This is a genomic window from Clostridium sp. 'deep sea' (assembly GCF_014931565.1).
GTDB lineage: Bacteria > Bacillota > UBA994 > PWPR01 > PWPR01.
Genome location: NZ_CP063353.1, coordinates 1,342,361 through 1,360,734, shown reverse-complemented (window position 1 = coordinate 1,360,734; position 18,374 = coordinate 1,342,361). Strand labels below are relative to the sequence as shown.

General features: G+C 31.5%; 14 protein-coding genes and 1 other annotated feature. Of the genes, 13 read left to right on the top strand and 1 reads right to left on the bottom strand.

All coding sequences use genetic code 11. The annotated features are described in order from the left end of the window. The first annotated feature begins 457 nt into the window (after positions 1-457). The 8 genes from IMX26_RS06370 (at position 458) to IMX26_RS06335 (ending at position 7,000) form a co-directional block, all read left to right on the top strand. The gene (locus IMX26_RS06370) at positions 458-2,092 is read left to right on the top strand and encodes a hypothetical protein (protein ID WP_195160840.1); all 1,635 of its coding nucleotides are present in this window, start codon (positions 458-460) and stop codon (positions 2,090-2,092) included. Between the two features lie 166 nt (positions 2,093-2,258). After that, positions 2,259-2,621, top strand: a complete 363-nt coding sequence (locus tag IMX26_RS06365; RefSeq protein WP_195160839.1) for a GntR family transcriptional regulator — start codon at positions 2,259-2,261, stop codon at positions 2,619-2,621. A 1-nt stretch (position 2,622) separates the two neighbouring features. Continuing rightward, positions 2,623-2,766 carry a hypothetical protein gene (locus IMX26_RS06360; RefSeq protein ID WP_195160838.1) on the top strand — a complete coding sequence of 48 codons (144 nt, stop codon included), beginning with the start codon at positions 2,623-2,625 and terminating at the stop codon, positions 2,764-2,766. A gap of 1 nt (position 2,767) precedes the next feature. Continuing rightward, positions 2,768-3,628: an ABC transporter ATP-binding protein gene (locus IMX26_RS06355; RefSeq protein WP_195160837.1), complete on the top strand. Its 861-nt coding sequence runs from the start codon at positions 2,768-2,770 to the stop codon at positions 3,626-3,628. A gap of 2 nt (positions 3,629-3,630) precedes the next feature. Continuing rightward, entirely contained in the window at positions 3,631-4,356 is a 726-nt protein-coding gene (locus tag IMX26_RS06350; protein ID WP_195160836.1) for a hypothetical protein, read from the top strand. 457 nt (positions 4,357-4,813) lie between these two features. Further along, positions 4,814-5,155, top strand: coding sequence for a hypothetical protein (locus IMX26_RS06345; RefSeq protein ID WP_195160835.1), 342 nt, complete (start codon positions 4,814-4,816; stop codon positions 5,153-5,155). Positions 5,156-5,301: 146 nt separating this feature from the next. Further along, entirely contained in the window at positions 5,302-6,138 is an 837-nt protein-coding gene (locus tag IMX26_RS06340; RefSeq protein WP_195160834.1) for a GNAT family N-acetyltransferase, read from the top strand. A 4-nt stretch (positions 6,139-6,142) separates the two neighbouring features. Further along, complete coding sequence (locus IMX26_RS06335; RefSeq protein ID WP_195160833.1) at positions 6,143-7,000, top strand: DUF5700 domain-containing putative Zn-dependent protease; 858 nt, start codon at positions 6,143-6,145, stop codon at positions 6,998-7,000. 62 nt (positions 7,001-7,062) lie between these two features. Here the strand turns inward: IMX26_RS06335 and trpB are convergent, their stop codons facing one another. Then, positions 7,063-8,235 carry a tryptophan synthase subunit beta gene (gene trpB / locus IMX26_RS06330; protein ID WP_195160832.1) on the bottom strand — a complete coding sequence of 391 codons (1,173 nt, stop codon included), beginning with the start codon at positions 8,233-8,235 and terminating at the stop codon, positions 7,063-7,065. 132 nt (positions 8,236-8,367) lie between these two features. Then, positions 8,368-8,609, bottom strand: a binding site (T-box leader). Between the two features lie 338 nt (positions 8,610-8,947). On the opposite strand from trpB, the gene IMX26_RS06325 reads away from it, so the two are divergent. The 5 genes from IMX26_RS06325 to IMX26_RS06305 are packed head-to-tail and all read left to right on the top strand — an operon-like array spanning position 8,948 to position 18,369. Beyond that, a complete protein-coding gene (locus IMX26_RS06325; RefSeq protein WP_195160831.1) occupies positions 8,948-9,814 on the top strand; it encodes a DUF6385 domain-containing protein in 867 nt (288 codons plus the stop codon). A 32-nt stretch (positions 9,815-9,846) separates the two neighbouring features. After that, positions 9,847-13,365 carry a DUF6385 domain-containing protein gene (locus IMX26_RS06320; RefSeq protein WP_195160830.1) on the top strand — a complete coding sequence of 1,173 codons (3,519 nt, stop codon included), beginning with the start codon at positions 9,847-9,849 and terminating at the stop codon, positions 13,363-13,365. 59 nt (positions 13,366-13,424) lie between these two features. Beyond that, complete coding sequence (locus IMX26_RS06315) at positions 13,425-15,317, top strand: glycosyltransferase family 2 protein (protein WP_195160829.1); 1,893 nt, start codon at positions 13,425-13,427, stop codon at positions 15,315-15,317. After that, entirely contained in the window at positions 15,310-17,283 is a 1,974-nt protein-coding gene (locus tag IMX26_RS06310) for a glycosyltransferase (protein ID WP_195160828.1), read from the top strand. Before IMX26_RS06315 ends, IMX26_RS06310 begins: the two co-directional genes overlap by 8 nt. Next, positions 17,284-18,369: a DegT/DnrJ/EryC1/StrS family aminotransferase gene (locus IMX26_RS06305; protein ID WP_195160827.1), complete on the top strand. Its 1,086-nt coding sequence runs from the start codon at positions 17,284-17,286 to the stop codon at positions 18,367-18,369. It abuts the gene before it with no gap. The last annotated feature ends 5 nt before the right edge of the window (positions 18,370-18,374 follow it).

The window sequence follows — 18,374 nt, the reverse complement described above, 5'->3', positions numbered from 1 at the left end:
AACGTTAATATTCTACTTCTATTATTAAGATTGTCAAGTTTCAGCTTATTTATTTATGGTAAAAGGTGCAAAATAATTTAAAACAGAGCTAAGTTTTGCCAACGTTACTAATTTACATTCTAATTACTATTAGAAAGTATAAATTATTATTATCATTATAAATTTGCAGGAGAGATGTATAATGAAAAAAGCATAACAATAATATTGTAGCAGCTGTATTTATTGGAGATACAAGTATTGGTTTTAAAATAAAGGCATTAATTGATAAAAAAATTGAAGTAAAAGATAATATAAATTACCAGCAGTTAATTCAGTTTATAAGCGAATATAAATAAGTAATAACACGAATCATGTCATTTAAGCGGTCCTTTACCAGATGTTAGTAGAGGACTTTTTTTTATTTTAGACAAGTAGTAATAAAGGACTAAAAATTACAGCTAAATGGGGTTATAATCATATGAAAATAAAACAGGTAATAATGTTATTATTTTTAGTTACAATTTTATTATGCTGTTGTGGTGTGAAAAGTAAAACACATGTTAAAGTGACTAACATTTTATCAGTACAAGAAATAAGTAATCTACAGCAAACACTAGAAAGTGAACTATTAACTGAAACAATAAAGTTTTCGAGTAATGATTTTTATCTTAAAATGGATTTCTCTAAAGATCTTACTTTGCATCAAGTTAAAGAGGTAGTAAATTTAAATACAAGATTAAAATACTTAATATATAATCCTAAACAACTTAAAAAGAGCAAACAATGGTATGTAAAACCGATAAACTGGCAGGTTAATGATAAAGCTTTAGTTACACTTAACTCGTTAAACAACAAGAGTAGTTTTTGGATTACTAAAGTTAATGAAGTTTACATAATGAACAAAATAATAATTTCTCCTTTGAATCGTTATGAAAAAATACATAATAATGATAATCAGCATGTATTTTTACTAAACGACTCTAAAATAAGGTATGTTTTTAGTAAAGCAATGCATAAAAGCTCTGTAACAGCTTTAATTAGTAAAGCAGTGATAAAGAGTAATTATGCTGTAAGTTGTGAGTGGGAGAGTGCAACTAGCTTAGTAATTCAGTTTTTAAAACAAACAGAAGATGAAGTAACACCTATAAAGTTAAATTTAACAGGGGCAAAAGATCTTGATGGCACCTATTTAATAGATAACGAGGGTTTAGTATTAAAGCTTGTAAAAGGAAATTCTTTGGCTAAGTATAATGAAGAGAGTGATATGGTTCATTCGGTGTCTGGTAACCTAAATATTGATCAAGCTTTAGTTTCATATCAAGGAGATAAATTAATCTATACCGATGTTTTAGCACAATTACAAAAGGACAATAAGATGATGAACATATCCTTAAACCTGTTAAACAGCGAAGATTACCAAGTAATAATGCAAAATAATAAGTACAGCTTGTTAAAATCGCAAAGCAATTTAATTTGCTCTGCTTCCCAGTATTTTTTTTATAAAGACACTATTTATAATAAAAAAGGTGAGATAATATCTTGTTATGAGGAGGATATTTTGGCTGCTGATTTTTCAAGTGATGAAAAAAACATTGTTTTTATTTTTGATAAAAATAACTGTACGTACGTAAAGGTATATGATATTTTAAGCAAAAGCCAAAAATACGAATTTCAACTTAAAACAAACTATTTAAAAGAACATAAACCTAAAATATTTTTTTTAGATAACGAAAATATCTTATTTGAAGAAGATCAAAAATTAATTAAGCTAAATATTATTAATAATAGTAAAAAAACAGTGCTCTATGGAAGTTTTTTAGACTTTAACTTTAATAATTTATTATCGCCAACTAAAACCTATTTATTATATAAAAATTTATATAATAAAGAATGTATATTTTCATTTTTAAAAAACAAGAATGTATATAGTTTTAAAAAAAAGGTAAAGGCAGTTAGTTGGTTAGCTACAAATGAGAGAGTTGCTTTTAGTAATAAGATAAATGAGAGTATTAAGGTACTTAATATTAATACAAAAAAAATAAAGCAGCTTTCAGTAAACGGATTACCCGTAGGCTGGGATAAAGAAGGGAACCTTTTAATTGTAACTGAATAACAATATTAATTATAATAATATCTAAAAGCAGATACCCTGTTTACCAAACAGCTTTATCTGTTTTTTAATTTTAAATAAATAAATTGAAATAGTGTTGACAATTATTTAGCTATGTTATATAGTTAGTTACACAAGTAGTTAACCGTTTAACAGAGGAGGCGGTAAGATGCTAATAAATTTTGAAAGTGATAAGCCTATTTATATGCAGTTAGCTGAGGGATTAGAAGATGCAATTTTATCTGGTATATATACTGAAGAGAATAAAATACCGTCTACAACAGAGATATCAGTTAGGTATAAGATTAACCCAGCAACAGCTTTAAAAGGTGTAAATATGTTGGTTAATAATGATATTGTATATAAAAAGCGGGGAATAGGCATGTTTGTTAGGCAAGGGGCAACAAAAAAAATTAGAGATAAAAGAAAGGTAATCTTTTTTGAGAATTATGTGAAATCATTACTACATGAGGCCAAGAAAATTGGTGTTACTAAAAAAGAAATAATACAAATGCTGGAAAGGGCAGAGTAACATGAGCATTGTAGAGTTAAATGTTTCAAAAACATATAAGAAGATTACTTTTTTTGAGAGTTATGTTAAACCATTGTTACAAGAAGCAGGAAAAATTGGTGTATCTAAAAAAGAAATAATTCAAATGGTAGAAAGGGCTGAGTAATATGAGCTTTATAGAATTTAAAAATGTTACCAAAACATATAAAAATGTAGTTGCGCTTAATAATATAAATCTTAAATTAGAGAAAGGCAAGATATACGGTTTGTTAGGTCGAAATGGAGCTGGCAAAACAACACTCTTAAATATTTTAACTAATAAAATATTTTGCAATAGTGGAGATGTATTATTAGAGGGAGAATCAGTAGTAGAAAATGATAAAGCTCAAGGCAGAATTTATTGTATGGTTGAGCAATGTTATTACCCAGAAGGAAGCAAAATTAAAAGCTTATTTGAATGGAGCAAAGCTTTTTATCCTAAGTTTGATAACAATTATGCTTTAGAGTTAGCACATAAATTTAATCTTAACATAAATAAAAAAGTTAAAGAGTTATCTACTGGTTATTCTTCAATATATAAAATCATTATTTCTTTGGCTTGTAATGCAGACATTATAATTTTAGATGAACCTGTTTTAGGGTTAGATGCAAACCATCGAGATTTATTTTATAAAGAGTTAATAAATAAGTACTCAAAAGATATGCAAACAATTATATTGTCTACTCATTTAGTTCAGGAGGCTGCCAACATAATAGAGGAAGTTATAATAATTGATGAGGGCAAAGTAATGTTAACCGATACAGTGGAGAATCTCTTATCACAAGGCTTTACTATAACAGGTCCAGCTCAGCAGGTAGATAGTTTTACAAAGAATTTAAATACTTTAGGTGAAGATGTACTAGGTGGATTAAAATCTGTGTATGTACTAGAGAATATCTCTAAAGAATCTATTCCCCAGGGTTTAGAATTATCTAAAATTGATTTGCAAAAATTATTTGTGCACTTAACAAATAAGGATGGTGAATAACAATGAAAATAAAAACATATATAAAGTATCAGGTTGCTGATAGTAGAAACTCTATTTCAATATATTACTTAATAATCTTTACCGTTTTAGTTCTTGCGTTTTTATCTAAAGCTTTAAATTTTGGTGGAATACAAGTAAACGGTTTGGAATTATCTACAGCAATATTTATGTTTGTTGGAGGTATTGCAACGTTTAAAGATGGATTTAAATTTGGTTTAGTTAATGGATTAACTCGTAAAACTATCTTTACTGGTTTGGTATTAGCAGTGTTTCCAATAGCGGCGATTATGGCTTTTGTTGATAGCATAATTAGAGTAGTGGGTAGCTTAATCTCTGGTTATGAGTCTATTTTTAGCTCAATGTATCTTAGTAGATATACAGGAAATTCTTTATTATCATATTTAGAAGGGTTTTTATGGATGGTATTTTTATACGCCTTAATAAACCTATTGGGTATGCTTATATCTATGATATATTATAGGAGTAACAAAAGGCTTAAACAGCTTATTTCATTTGGTGTTCCATTACTATTTTTAATTTCAATACCTATTCTTGATAAATCAGTACCTGGTGGAGTTATAAACAGAATTTATAAAGCTTTTGCTATATTTTTTGGCAAATACAATACTAGTAATCCACTATTATTTGTTTTTTGGAGTTCTATAGCGATTATTGTTATAGCATTGTTTCAATATTTGCTGATACGAAAAGCCACTGTAAAAAAATAATTATAAATAATATTAACAAAGGGGCAAGCTTTTTTAAGCTTGTCCTTTAAGTATTTTAAAGTTAAGTAAAATCGTTATATTTTCTAATATTATTATTTTCTAAAGTTATTATAGGCTAAATTGTTCAGTATGGAGAAAAGTGCAAAAAACTTGTCGTATACAATATATTTTATTGCCGATTAGCTAAAAAAAACGACCAGTTTTTAAATAATTAAAAAAAATAACTTTTTTTGTAGTAATATAAATAAAAGAGTAGATGATTAATTTTTGATAATAATATATCTAAAAAGTGCATGATTATACATAAATACTTTTAAATATAAGGTGGTGTTGTTATATATGACTTTATAAAATAGATTTACTACATCAAGATATTAACTTACAAAAATAGTAGGTATAAGATATTAAATATTACAAGTGCATATAAGTATAAGTATTTTTTTTGGAGGTGGCTTAAATGTATAAAAAAGTCTTTCTCTATATGTCTATGGTCTTTATTATAATGTATGGCTTTGTGCAAGATAGGTATGATTATTTTATTTTTGGATTTATAACTCTATCATGGATAGCCATAGACCTTGAATTAATAGAAAGAATGGACTCATTTTTTATGTTGAAAGTGAGAAGCAATGCATCGAGGTTAATCTTAGCATTTCTTTTATTAATAGCAGTTTTGGGTGTATTTAACATACCTCAAATGTTTAATGTAACTCTTCAAAGTATGGGTTTGGTGTTGTATGGATTATCTATAACTATATATGTATCATCTGTGCTTTGTTTTTATATAACATATAAATAACCTCAATCAAACTGAGCTAGTAAATTGCTTAATTTACTAGCTCAGTTTGTATTATTAAAAAGTAAATACGCTAAAAACAAAGTTTAAAGCAGGATACTAAAGTTTTATCTTTAATTTTATAGTAATTAAATATTAGGAGCGTATTTATGAAAATTAATGTAAGACCAGCTACAGAAAAAGATAAACAGCAAGCTATATATGTAGAAAGTAAAGCTACACCTAATTTAAGGTATGTAGAGCGGATGTGGACTGATTTTACTAGTAATTTAAAAGAGCCATTATATGTTGCTGAAATAAATGGTAAAATTGTTGGCATAGGAAAATTTACAGTGTTACCAGATAACTCAGCTTGGCTTGAAACCTTGAGGGTGGATAAAGATTATCAAGGTTTAGGTGTAGGAAAGGCAATTTATAACCAATACTTACATCAAGCTCAAATACTTAAGGTAAATGCAATAAGGATGTATACAGGGGTAAATAATGCTGCTAGTGCAGGTCTAGCTAAAATTAATGGTTTTACTTTGGCAGGAGAATTTGCTGGGGCAGATTACGTACTTACAGGCACAGAAATTAATAATAATGTATTTTTTCAAAAGGCAAATTATCAAAAAACAGTTGAGCTACTTAGTCCACTTGAAAAAAAGTGGAATAGTTTTATGATTTTAAACAGAACATTTTATAAAATGAATAAGGACCTATACAGATATTTAAGTAAGATGGGTTTTGTTTATTTTAATAATTCGGATTTGCTTGTAGTGGGAGCTAGATTTATGCCCGAACGAGCCTTGCAGTTTGCTTTATATGAAGGCAATGCAACTAATTGTTTTAACTTTGCAGTAAATAAAGCTAAAGAGACAGGTGTTAATAAAATCAATATTATGTTACCGCCCAATCTTAATAAAGAGCTAAATGAGTTACACAGATACGGGTTTATGCCGATAAGCAGTAACTGTATTGTAATGGAAAGGGTTTTAAATAGGTAAAATAATGAAATTTGATTTTTCTTATGTAGACATTGTTTTAAAGGCGGCCGCCAATGAAGGTGATATCAATGAAATAACCAGTACAATTGCTTATGATACTATTCAAAAACATGTTAAAATGACTGGTTCTAAATTTAATGTAAACATGCTTATAGATGCCCTTAATGGTGCCACTAACGCTGGCTATGGCTTACGTAATTTAAGCCAAAACTTAAACGATATAAAAAAAATTGTAGCTCAATTAAAAACAAAAACTAATGAGTGGCAAACAATAATCAGCAAAGAAGTTACCAATATATTTAAAAATTGTAATTTATCACAAACAATAATTTGCCCAGTAATTGGTTACGACATAGGCATAGGTATAGATAATGTTGTTTGTATTAATTTAAACGTTGCTATCTGTAAAGATATTAAAGAGATTTTTTCGATAGCCATTCATGAAACTGCCCATACTGTTTCTGAACAGTTAGAAAAGTACTTTGATTTCACTAGTAAAAATAGCTTTTTACAAACTATAAGCTATTTAATACAGTATGAAGGAATAGGTATTTTTTCTGCATATAATTATAGAACAGTAAATGATTTACCCTACTATGGATATCCAGCGCTTGAAGATTATATAATTTCGGATATAAAGTATGAGAATTTAAAAAATTTATATAATACATTAACTGAAATGAACAACAACAGTTTGGTAAGTCTTGAGGAAATGAAAAACAAGACGTATTCGGGAAAACGGTTAACCCATAGATTGGGTTACGAAATTGTATTTAGAGCTTATAAACAGCATGGTATACAAGAGGTTAGAAGTATAGCACAAATGAGTAACGATGAGTTTAAAAGTAAATACTTATTATAAATCTTTATTTATTATCAATAAATAAACAATATAAAGGAGAGCAATTTTGCTCTCCTGATGTTTTATTTTAACTGAATTATTTGATTAATGTCTTTATCTCCTCTACCAGATAAATTTACAACTATAATATCATCTGCGTTTAAAGTAGGGGCTAGTTTGCAGGCATAACTTACTGCATGAGAACTTTCAAGTGCAGGAATTATGCCCTCTGTTTTACTTAGTAAATAAAATGCATTTAATGCTTCAGTGTCTGTAATAGATACATAAGTTGCCCTATTGCAATCTTTATAAAAACAATGCTCTGGGCCAACACCTGGGTAGTCTAGTCCAGCAGCAATAGAGTGTCCTACAGAGTTTTCTCCATTACTATCTTTAAGGGTATAACATTTAAAGCCATGTATAATACCAACTTCACCTTTACTTAAGGAGGCAGAGTGTAATTTTGTATTAAGACCTTTGCCGGCTGGTTCAACTCCAACTAAATTAACATTATTTTCATTGTTAAATGCATGAAAAATTCCTATGGCATTACTACCCCCACCCACACAAGCAATAACATAATTAGGTAATTTATTTTCTATAGCTATAATCTGCTGTTTACACTCAAATCCAATAACACTTTGGAATTCCCTTACTATTTGGGGGTATGGATGAGGTCCAACAGCAGATCCAATTAAATAGTAAGTAGCTTTACTATTATTTGCGAAGTCAGCTAAGGCAGCATCCACAGCTTCTTTTAAAGTTGCCTTACCAGATTTTACAGCAACTACATTGGCACCTAACAGCTTCATTTTAAACACATTAAGTGATTGACGTTTTACATCTGTTTCTCCCATATAAATAGTGCAATCAATATCAAACATAGCACATACTGTAGCAGTAGCAACTCCATGTTGTCCAGCGCCGGTTTCGGCTATAATTCTTTTTTTACCCATTCTTTTTGCCAGCAAAACCTGACCAATTGCATTGTTAATTTTGTGAGAACCAGTGTGATTTAAATCCTCTCTTTTTAAATAAATTTTTGCACCACCCAATCTTTTAGATAAGTTTTCTGCAAAGTATAAAGGACTTTTTCTTCCAATATAATGTTTATAGTAGTATTGAAGTTCATTAATAAAATTTACATCTTTAATACACCTGTTAAAGGCAGATTCAACCTCAAGTAAACATTTTTTTAAATTATCATCTACATACATGCCACCAAAATCACCATAATAACCAATATTTTTTTTCATTTTATATCCTCCTATATAAAGACTTATTTATCAGCTGAGCAACTTTTCACCAGTGGTACAACATAATAAGCCCCCCTTTATAGAATAAATTAGCTATTTATATACAAAAAAGCCCTCTGTATAACAAAGTATACAGAGGGCGTATATACGCGGTGCCACCTCTAATTTGAGATATTAATCTCCTTATATTCAAGTACAGGAAAATTAAAAATCCGATACCCTATCTCTATAACGGGAGAAACCCGTGTTGCTTACTAAAATTCAGCTTCAACTCATGAGTCCATTCACTAAAAAAATTATTATCAAACTCCCACCCTTGTTTGACTCTCTGTTAATAATTGTTAATAGTTACTAATCTCAATCAACGATTTAATCAATATATTAAACGGTAGTATACATTACAAATTATAAATAGTCAAATGGAAAAGAGTAGAACAAGCTATGATTGTATTACATATAATATAAAGATTTATAAACAAGCTATATAAGTAAATATAATAAGCAAAATAACCTTTTATAAACTTAAATTTTTTATAAAATTATTTATCTTATAAATAGTTCTAAGATTATTCGCTTATTGTTGTTATTATACAAGCTTTTTTCACAAAAAGCTTGTTAAATTTATGTAACACTTAATTACTATGTTCATATTTTATAGTAAGGCTTGTATTGATTTTACTTGCCTTAGATAATTCTGAAAGGAGAGATTAATTTGACTATTAAATATGTTGTGCCAATAGATACTTTTGCAATTAACAACTTAGATCCTGCAGATTGCCAGCAGAATTCTAGCACAATTCAATTGGGACGTAAAATACTTCAAATTTCTCAAGGTATTTTACTATTTGACATTGACCCATTTTTAACAATAGCTGATATCAGTTCTGCAATATTGAGTATGCAGGTTCATTCCCATGATTCAGGAATAACAAAAACATTTGGTATTTATAAAATAATTGAAAATTGGATACCAACACCAACGTGTCCTGGTAGTCCACCTAATTTTGATGCAGCACCGTTTGCTGTTTTTGATGTAGGTCCAGGAATAGTAGATATTGATGTAAATATTAAAGCACTACTTGAGGAATGGATTGTAGATCCTCAACGTAATTTTGGTTTGTTAATTAAAGCAGTAGATGAATCAATATTTTCAACTGCAATCAAAATCTACGGTATTGGTTATAGCAATAGTACCCGTTGGCCATCAATATTACTAGATTTTGAGTATGAACCAATAGAAATTACTGGATCTTTAGAGCCCGTTACGGAGTTTAAAGCAGACCCACCAGTAATAACAGGTGATGTTTATGCGTTTTCTACACCGCGACAGTTTTCTAAAGCTTTCTTCTCAACATTCTTTATAAAAAATGATGGGCCAGAAGATGCTGTAATAAAACTGCAAATAAGTAGTGATGATATAACCTATGTTGATGATGGATTGGAAGTTACTGTTGCAACTGGTGAAGAGGTAACTTTAATACCACAAATATTTGGCAACTATATAAGAGTTGCTTACAAATCAGCTACTATAGGACTTCCTACAATTTTAACAATTAATTATATTGCTAAATTACAGTAAGTTAAGTATGTAGTAAAAAGGAGGGTATATAAATGCCAAATTATAATGTATTTCAAAACTGGCCTAAACAACTTTTGACCAGAATATATGGTTTAGACGGCGCAACTGATGTAGCTGTAAAGGTTGATTCAGATGGTGCAGTTTTTGTTACAACAACAGATATAGATATAAGAGATTTAACCGCAACCTCAGATAGTGTACAAATCTATGGCTCTAATGGCGGAACCTTAACAGCGATAGAGACTGATGCCACAGGTGCACTAAAGATAGCAGGTACAGTAAGCGCTACTATGATCTCAACAGACATAGATATAAGAGACTTAACAGCAACCTCAGATAGCGTACAAATCTACGGCTCTAACGGTGGAACATTAACCGCAGTAGAGACAGATGCTAACGGTGCTGTGAATGTAGTAGGAACAGTAAGTGCTTCTATTACCTCAACAGATATAGATATAAGAGATTTAACTGCAACATCAGATAGCGTACAAATCTACGGCTCTAACGGCGGAACATTAACCGCTGTAGAGACAGATGCTAACGGTGCTGTGAATGTAGTGGGAACAGTAAGTGCTACAGTGACCGCAACAGATTTAGATATAAGAGACTTAACTGCAACTTCAGATAGTGTTCAGATCTATGGATCTAACGGTGGAACATTAACCGCAGTAGAGACAGATGCTAACGGTGCTGTGAATGTAGTGGGAACAGTAAGTGCTACAGTGACCGCAACAGATTTAGATATTAGGGATTTAACTGCAACATCAGATAACGTACAAATCTATGGATCTAACGGTGGAACATTAACAGCAGTAGAAACAGATGCTAACGGTGCTGTGAATGTAGTGGGAACAGTAAGTGCTTCTATTACCTCAACAGATATAGATATAAGAGACTTAACAGCAACCTCAGATAGCGTACAAATCTACGGCTCTAACGGTGGAACATTAACCGCAGTAGAGACAGATGCTAACGGTGCTGTGAATGTAGTAGGAACAGTAAGTGCTTCTATTACCTCAACAGATATAGATATAAGAGATTTAACTGCAACATCAGATAGCGTACAAATCTACGGCTCTAACGGCGGAACATTAACCGCTGTAGAGACAGATGCTAACGGTGCTGTGAATGTAGTGGGAACAGTAAGTGCTACAGTGACCGCAACAGATTTAGATATAAGAGACTTAACTGCAACTTCAGATAGTGTTCAGATCTATGGATCTAACGGTGGAACATTAACCGCAGTAGAGACAGATGCTAACGGTGCTGTGAATGTAGTGGGAACAGTAAGTGCTACAGTGACCGCAACAGATTTAGATATTAGGGATTTAACTGCAACATCAGATAACGTACAAATCTATGGATCTAACGGTGGAACATTAACAGCAGTAGAAACAGATGCTAACGGCGCTGTGAATGTAGTGGGAACAGTAAGTGCTTCTATTACCTCAACAGATATAGATATAAGAGACTTAACCGCAACATCAGATAACGTACAAATCTATGGTTCAAATGGAGGAACATTAACAGCAGTAGAAACAGATGCTAACGGTGCTGTGAATGTAGTAGGAACAGTAAGTGCTTCTATAACCTCAACAGATATAGATATAAGAGACTTAACCGCAACATCAGATAACGTACAAATCTATGGTTCAAATGGAGGAACATTAACAGCAGTAGAAACAGATGCTAACGGTGCTGTGAATGTAGTAGGAACAGTAAGTGCTACAGTGACCGCAACAGACCTAGACATTAGAGACTTAACAGCAACCTCAGATAGCGTACAAATCTACGGCTCTAACGGCGGAACATTAACCGCTGTAGAGACAGATGCTAACGGTGCTGTGAATGTAGTAGGAACAGTAAGTGCTACAGTGACCGCAACAGACCTAGACATTAGAGACTTAACAGCAACCTCAGATAGCGTACAAATCTACGGCTCTAACGGCGGAACATTAACCGCTGTAGAGACAGATGCTAACGGCGCTGTGAATGTAGTAGGAACAGTAAGTGCTACAGTGACCGCAACAGACCTAGACATTAGAGACTTAACAGCAACCTCAGATAACGTACAAATCTACGGCTCTAACGGCGGAACATTAACCGCTGTAGAGACAGATGCTAACGGTGCTGTGAATGTAGTAGGAACAGTAAGTGCTACAGTGACCGCAACAGACCTAGACATTAGAGACTTAACAGCAACCTCAGATAGCGTACAAATCTACGGCTCTAACGGCGGAACATTAACCGCTGTAGAGACAGATGCTAACGGCGCTGTGAATGTAGTGGGAACAGTAAGTGCTACAGTGACCGCAACAGACCTAGACATTAGAGACTTAACAGCAACCTCAGATAGCGTACAAATCTACGGCTCTAACGGCGGAACATTAACCGCAGTTGAAACAGATGCTAACGGTGCGGTAAATGTAGTAGGAACAGTAAGTGCTTCTATTACCTCAACAGATATAGATATAAGAGATTTAACTGCAACATCAGATAACGTACAAATCTATGGATCTAACGGTGGAACATTAACCGCAGTTGAAACAGATGCTAATGGTGCGGTAAATGTAGTAGGAACAGTAAGTGCTACAGTGACCGCAACAGATTTAGATATTAGGGATTTAACTGCAACATCAGATAACGTACAAATCTATGGATCTAACGGTGGAACATTAACAGCCGTAGAGACAGATGCTAACGGTGCTGTGAATGTAGTGGGAACAGTAAGTGCTACAGTGACCGCAACAGATTTAGATATTAGAGATTTAACCGCAACATCAGATAACGTACAAATCTATGGATCTAACGGTGGAACATTAACCGCAGTAGAGACAGATGCTAATGGTGCTGTGAATGTAGTGGGAACAGTAAGTGCTACAGTGACCGCAACAGATTTAGACATTAGAGATTTAACTGCAATTTCAGATAGTGTTCAGATCTATGGTTCAAATGGAGGAACATTAACAGCAGTAGAAACAGATGCTAACGGTGCTGTGAATGTAGTAGGAACAGTAAGTGCTACAGTGACCGCAACAGACCTAGACATTAGAGATTTAACTGCAACTTCAGATAGTGTTCAGATCTATGGTTCAAATGGAGGAACATTAACCGCAGTAGAGACAGATGCTAACGGTGCTGTGAATGTAGTAGGAACAGTAAGCTCATCTATAACCTCAACAGATATAGATATAAGAGACTTAACAGCTAATTCTGATAGTGTAACTATCTTTAGAGATTTTACAACAGCAACTGAAACAGTAACATCAGCCACGCTCTTTGCTGGTTCAACTGCTAGAGATGTATCAGAACGACAAATATATTCTTTCTGGATTGAGAACTCAGGATTATCAAACTCAGCAGATATACGTTTAGAATTAAGCCCTGATAATATTAGTTGGATTACTGATGCTGCTACAATTACGCTGGCTTCAACACAAGCAACAATACTATCTTCAACAACATTTTTACAGTATGCTCGTATTGCATACGCCAGTACAACAGCAGGATCAGATACTAATCTAGAAATTATTTGGCAAGCTAGAACTTAATTCAAAATATAAAAAATTAATGGGAGTGGGTTTCTCACTCCCTTAAGTTGGTGAAATATATGAGCATTAGCCTATGTATGATTGTTAAAAATGAAGAGCTTAATTTACCCAGCAATCTTCAGCAAGCTACAAAATATGTAGATGAAATAGTAATAATTGATACAGGCTCATCTGATAATACTATTGCTATTGCTAAAAAATATGGAGCTATTGTTAAAGAAATTAGTTGGAAGAATGATTTTGCTAAAGCGCGAAATGAAGCAATAAAACATGCAAGTAAAGATTGGATTTTAGTACTAGACGCTGATGAAATACTTTATGCTAAAGAAGGTTTAAAACTAAAAGATTTTTTAAAGCAAGAATATGTAAAAAAAATAGATGGCTTTATTGTAACTGTATGTAACTATATTGAGCCTAATAATACAGTTTCTGCCGAAAAAAATAAAAGCTTAAGGCTGTTTCGCAACAATAATATTATCAAATATGAGGGAAAGGTACATGAGCAAGTTAAAGGATATTCAAAAATCAGTGAAATTCCATTAATTATCTATCACTCTGGCTATCTTAAAACAGAGATTATACGAAAAAATAAGCAAAAAAGAAATAGAGAGTTATTGCAAAACTCCCTAGTCAAGGATCCCAATAATCTTTACTACAAATATCATTTAGCTATTAATAGTTATTCAGATACTAAGTATCAAGAAGCAATAGATCTTTTAGAGAGCATTATACCATTTTTTGGGGGCAATGAATCTTATGCTCCAAGAGCCTATAAATGTCTCATCATTTCTTATAAACAGTTAAAAAATTTTAATAAGATGGTAAATATAGCTAATACTGCACTTAAACAGTGGCCAGATTATACTGACCTACATTATCTAAAAGCTGTTGCACTCTATAACATTGGAAACTATGGGCAAGCACTAAGTGAGTTAACTAAATGTTTAGAATTAGGAGAGGCTGTAGTTTATGATAGCCATAGCGGAGTTGGGTCTACTAAACCTCTTTTGTTAATGGCAAATATTTATTATGAGCTGGGAAACATAAATAGTGCAATAGAAAAGTTAGATAAACTTGTAAAGATATTACCAGATAGCCCAAGTGTATATGCTTACTATTGTGATTTGTTAATGAAATCTAATAAGAATGAGTTAGTAAAAAAACTTTTGCTTAACTATTGTAATAAGTATAGGCAGCTAGTTGATGACCTTATTAATGAGCTATATTTAAAAAAATTATATAGCCTTATTGATTATTTAATCAACAATATTAAAGAGATTAGTTATAAGTCAGCCTTAAAGTACTCCTTGGCTTGTGTGCATTTAAAAAATTATGATACTGCAGTCAAAAACTTTAGGATTTTGCTAAACAAAGTTAGCGAGGTCGAAAAACGTAAACTAACAATTAATATTTTTTTGTGTTTGTGGAGTTTAGGTAGAATTGACGAAGCTAAAAGCTTTATAAATGATTTATTAAATAAAGAAACCAATGATTCAAATATTCAGGTATTTTTAATGTTTGCAAACTCGTTAATTTTGAATGATAAACAGGAGCTGAAAAAAAATAATTTATCAGAGAAGCAAATTAAAGAAGCAGTATTATTACTTGTTAGAGAGTTAGAGCCCTATCAAAACAATAAAATAATGAATTATCTTAAAGTAAGATTCTTTACTGATAATTTACAGGCCAGCGATTTAATAGAGATTTTTGATGAAAGGCCAATACCAGATTGTTTTGTAGACATTTATCTAAAAGATACTAACTTATCATTGCTTTTTAAATATAAAAGATTTATGAGTTTATCAAATAGATCAGAGACTTTATATAATTTCTTAATAGCAGAGGGCTGTGGTTTATTGAGTAGCGGAGCAACTTTAGTAAAAGTTTATTCTAAACTTTCTTTATGCTATCAAATAAAAGCTAATAAAGTTAGGAGAAATTATCTTGAATAAACCTTCAGTAGCACTATGTATGATTGTAAAAAATGAAGAAGATTATTTAGCTGAATGTTTAAACAGTGTAAAGAACTATGTAGATGAAGTAGTTATTGTTGATACAGGATCAACTGATAAAACAATAGAAATAGCAAAGCACTATAAAGTTAAGTTAATTGAGTCTATTTGGCAAGGCAACTTTAGTAAAGCACGTAATTTGGCCATAAATAATGCTAAATGCGACTGGATATTAATTCTTGATGCAGATGAAAGATTAGAACAAGTAGCCATAAAAAAATGGCAAGCTTTATTAAATAATAATTATGTAGATGGTTACAATTTTAAAGTTATAGATTATTTGGGTGACAAACAGGGTCAATCTTATGTTAGTGGAACAAGTTTAAGATTATTTAGAAATAAACCTCAGTATCGTTACCAAAGAAGAATACATGAGCAAATTGAAAAAAGTATTATAACTAATAGTAAAAAAACTACGCCATGTGTATTTTCAGAAGTAATAATATATCACTATGGCTATTTAGCGGAGACCATAAAAAAGAAAAATAAAACAGAGAGAAATATATCTTTGTTACAAGCAGAGGTAGAACTTAATGGTGACGCTTATAGCCACTATAATTTAGGAGCTGAATATTTAAGAATTGCCGACTATCAAAAGGCTGTTACTAACTTTAATATGTGTTTGCAATCACCTAATTATAAATTGGGTTATATGGCAGAGTGTCATAAAAAAATGGCCTTATCGTTATATTTAATGGGTACCTATAAACAATCACTTTTATTTTTACAAGATTCGATTAAGATATATCCTGATTATACAGATTTATACTTCTTAGCATCTGAGGTACTTTACACCTTAGGTGAGTTTGAGCTTGCTTCTAACTATTTAAAAAAATGTTTGCAATTAGGGGATGTATATAAACATACCTACACATCATTAAAAGGAGTAGGTTCATTTAGAGCTTTTTATAGACTTGGTTTAATCGCAGAAGAGCAAAATAAAACCGAGTTAGCCTTAGGATATTATCACGATTCATTAAAGATAAATCCATCTTTCATTTATGTTATTAAAGCACTTATAAACTTAGTAGCTAATACTGTTCCAGAAGCTGAGTTTGTTAATAAACTGCTTGTCTATATAAACTTTATGAATGAAGTAGATAAGTATAATATTGCTTTTTTAGCTTGTACTCAAATAGGATATTATACCGAAGCTCTTAAAATGTTTAACTATGCAACTAAAGCTGGTCTTGTTCTTAACGGAAAAATTGCCTTAAACGTTTCACTAGCTTCTTTATTAGCACGTGATTATAGTACAGTTCAACAATATCTAAATATTGCTCTCAAATCTAATAATGCAGATACATTAATGATAATTAGAATTATGTTAGTTTTAGGTTTTTTTAAGCAAGATCAAAACATGATTAAAAACATTATAACTTTGCAAAATAAAAGTGTAAAAGAGTATATAGAGTTATACAGAGCCCTAAATGAACTATTTTTCAATAATGTAAATACCGAGATAGATTTAACAGATAACTATATAGCAGAATGTCTTGAAATATTTAATATGTTTATTTGCTCAAATCAAATAGCTTATCTTAAACTTCTTCTGCCTATATTTTCAAGTCTAAGGAATATGGATGTTTGGGTTAAACTCAGTAGATTTTATATAAATAATAAGCAGTATAAACTTGCTGTTCTGGAGCTACTAGACTGCCACAAACGTGGACATAAAACTGCTGAATCATTTTATTTACTCGGGTTAGCATATAGCAGTTTAGGGTTATTACATGAAGCCATGTGTAATACTCAGCAGTCTATAAAGCTTTGTCGCGATTTAAAGACTATAAAGTTGTTAAGTGAAATATACAATAAAATGTCTGATGCTGTACTTTTTGAAGGGTTAAAAAGATTTCCAGAGTCACAAGAATTACACAACAAAATCAGCGGGAGGAGACTTTAATTGATACCAATTGCAAAACCATTAATAGGTGATAATGAAAAAAAAGCAGTTTTAGAAGTATTAGAGTCGGGTATGTTAGCACATGGTAAAAAAGCTAAGGAGCTTGAAAAGAAATTTGCCGAATTTATTGGTAGCAAACATGCTGTATTAACAACATCTGGCACAACAGCCTTACAACTTATGTTATTAGCAGGTGGTATAAAACCAGGAGATAAAATAATAACAACAGCGTTTACTTTTTCAGCTACAGCAGACACAATAGCAATGTGTGGTGCAGTTCCAGTATTTGTAGATATAGATGAAAATAGCTTCAATATAAGTCCCGAGGCAATAGAACATGCTTTAATAACCGTAAAAAACATTAAAGCAATAGTTGTAGTTCATTTATATGGATTACCAGCAAACATGAACGAAATAATGGAGATTGCCCAAAAATATAATGTACAGGTTTATGAAGATGCTGCTCAGGCACATGGAGCCAGTATTAATGGCACTAAAGTTGGTAGTATTGGTTTAGCTGGTGCTTTTAGCTTTTATCCTACTAAAAACATGACTTGTGGTGGAGGTGGCATTATTACCACCAATGATAGTAATTTAGCAAATCAGGCTGCTTTACTTGCTAATCACGGCCAAACAGGACCATATAAACACAATATATTAGGTTTTAATTATAGAAGTAATGATATACAGGCAGCTATCGGTATTGTTCAACTAAAAAATTTACCAAGTTTTAATAGAGATCGACAACTTAATGCTTCTTATTATTCTGGTAATATCAAAAATCCCTTAATAACACTTCCTACAACTAAGAAAAAATGTCGCCATGTATATAATCTTTATACAATAAAATGTAATCAAAGAGATAAGCTTCTTAGCTTTTTACAAGCTCGAGGAATAGGTGCTAAGATTTATTACCCAACATTATTACAAAATCAAAATAGTATACAGAGTTATGGCTATATTGACTGTGGTTGCAAAGTGGCAAACATAGTAAGTAATCAAGTTTTATCTTTACCCGTTCACCCATCATTAACAACCCAAGAATTAAAGCATATAGTTGATACGGTGAATGATTTTAAGGGGTGATTGTA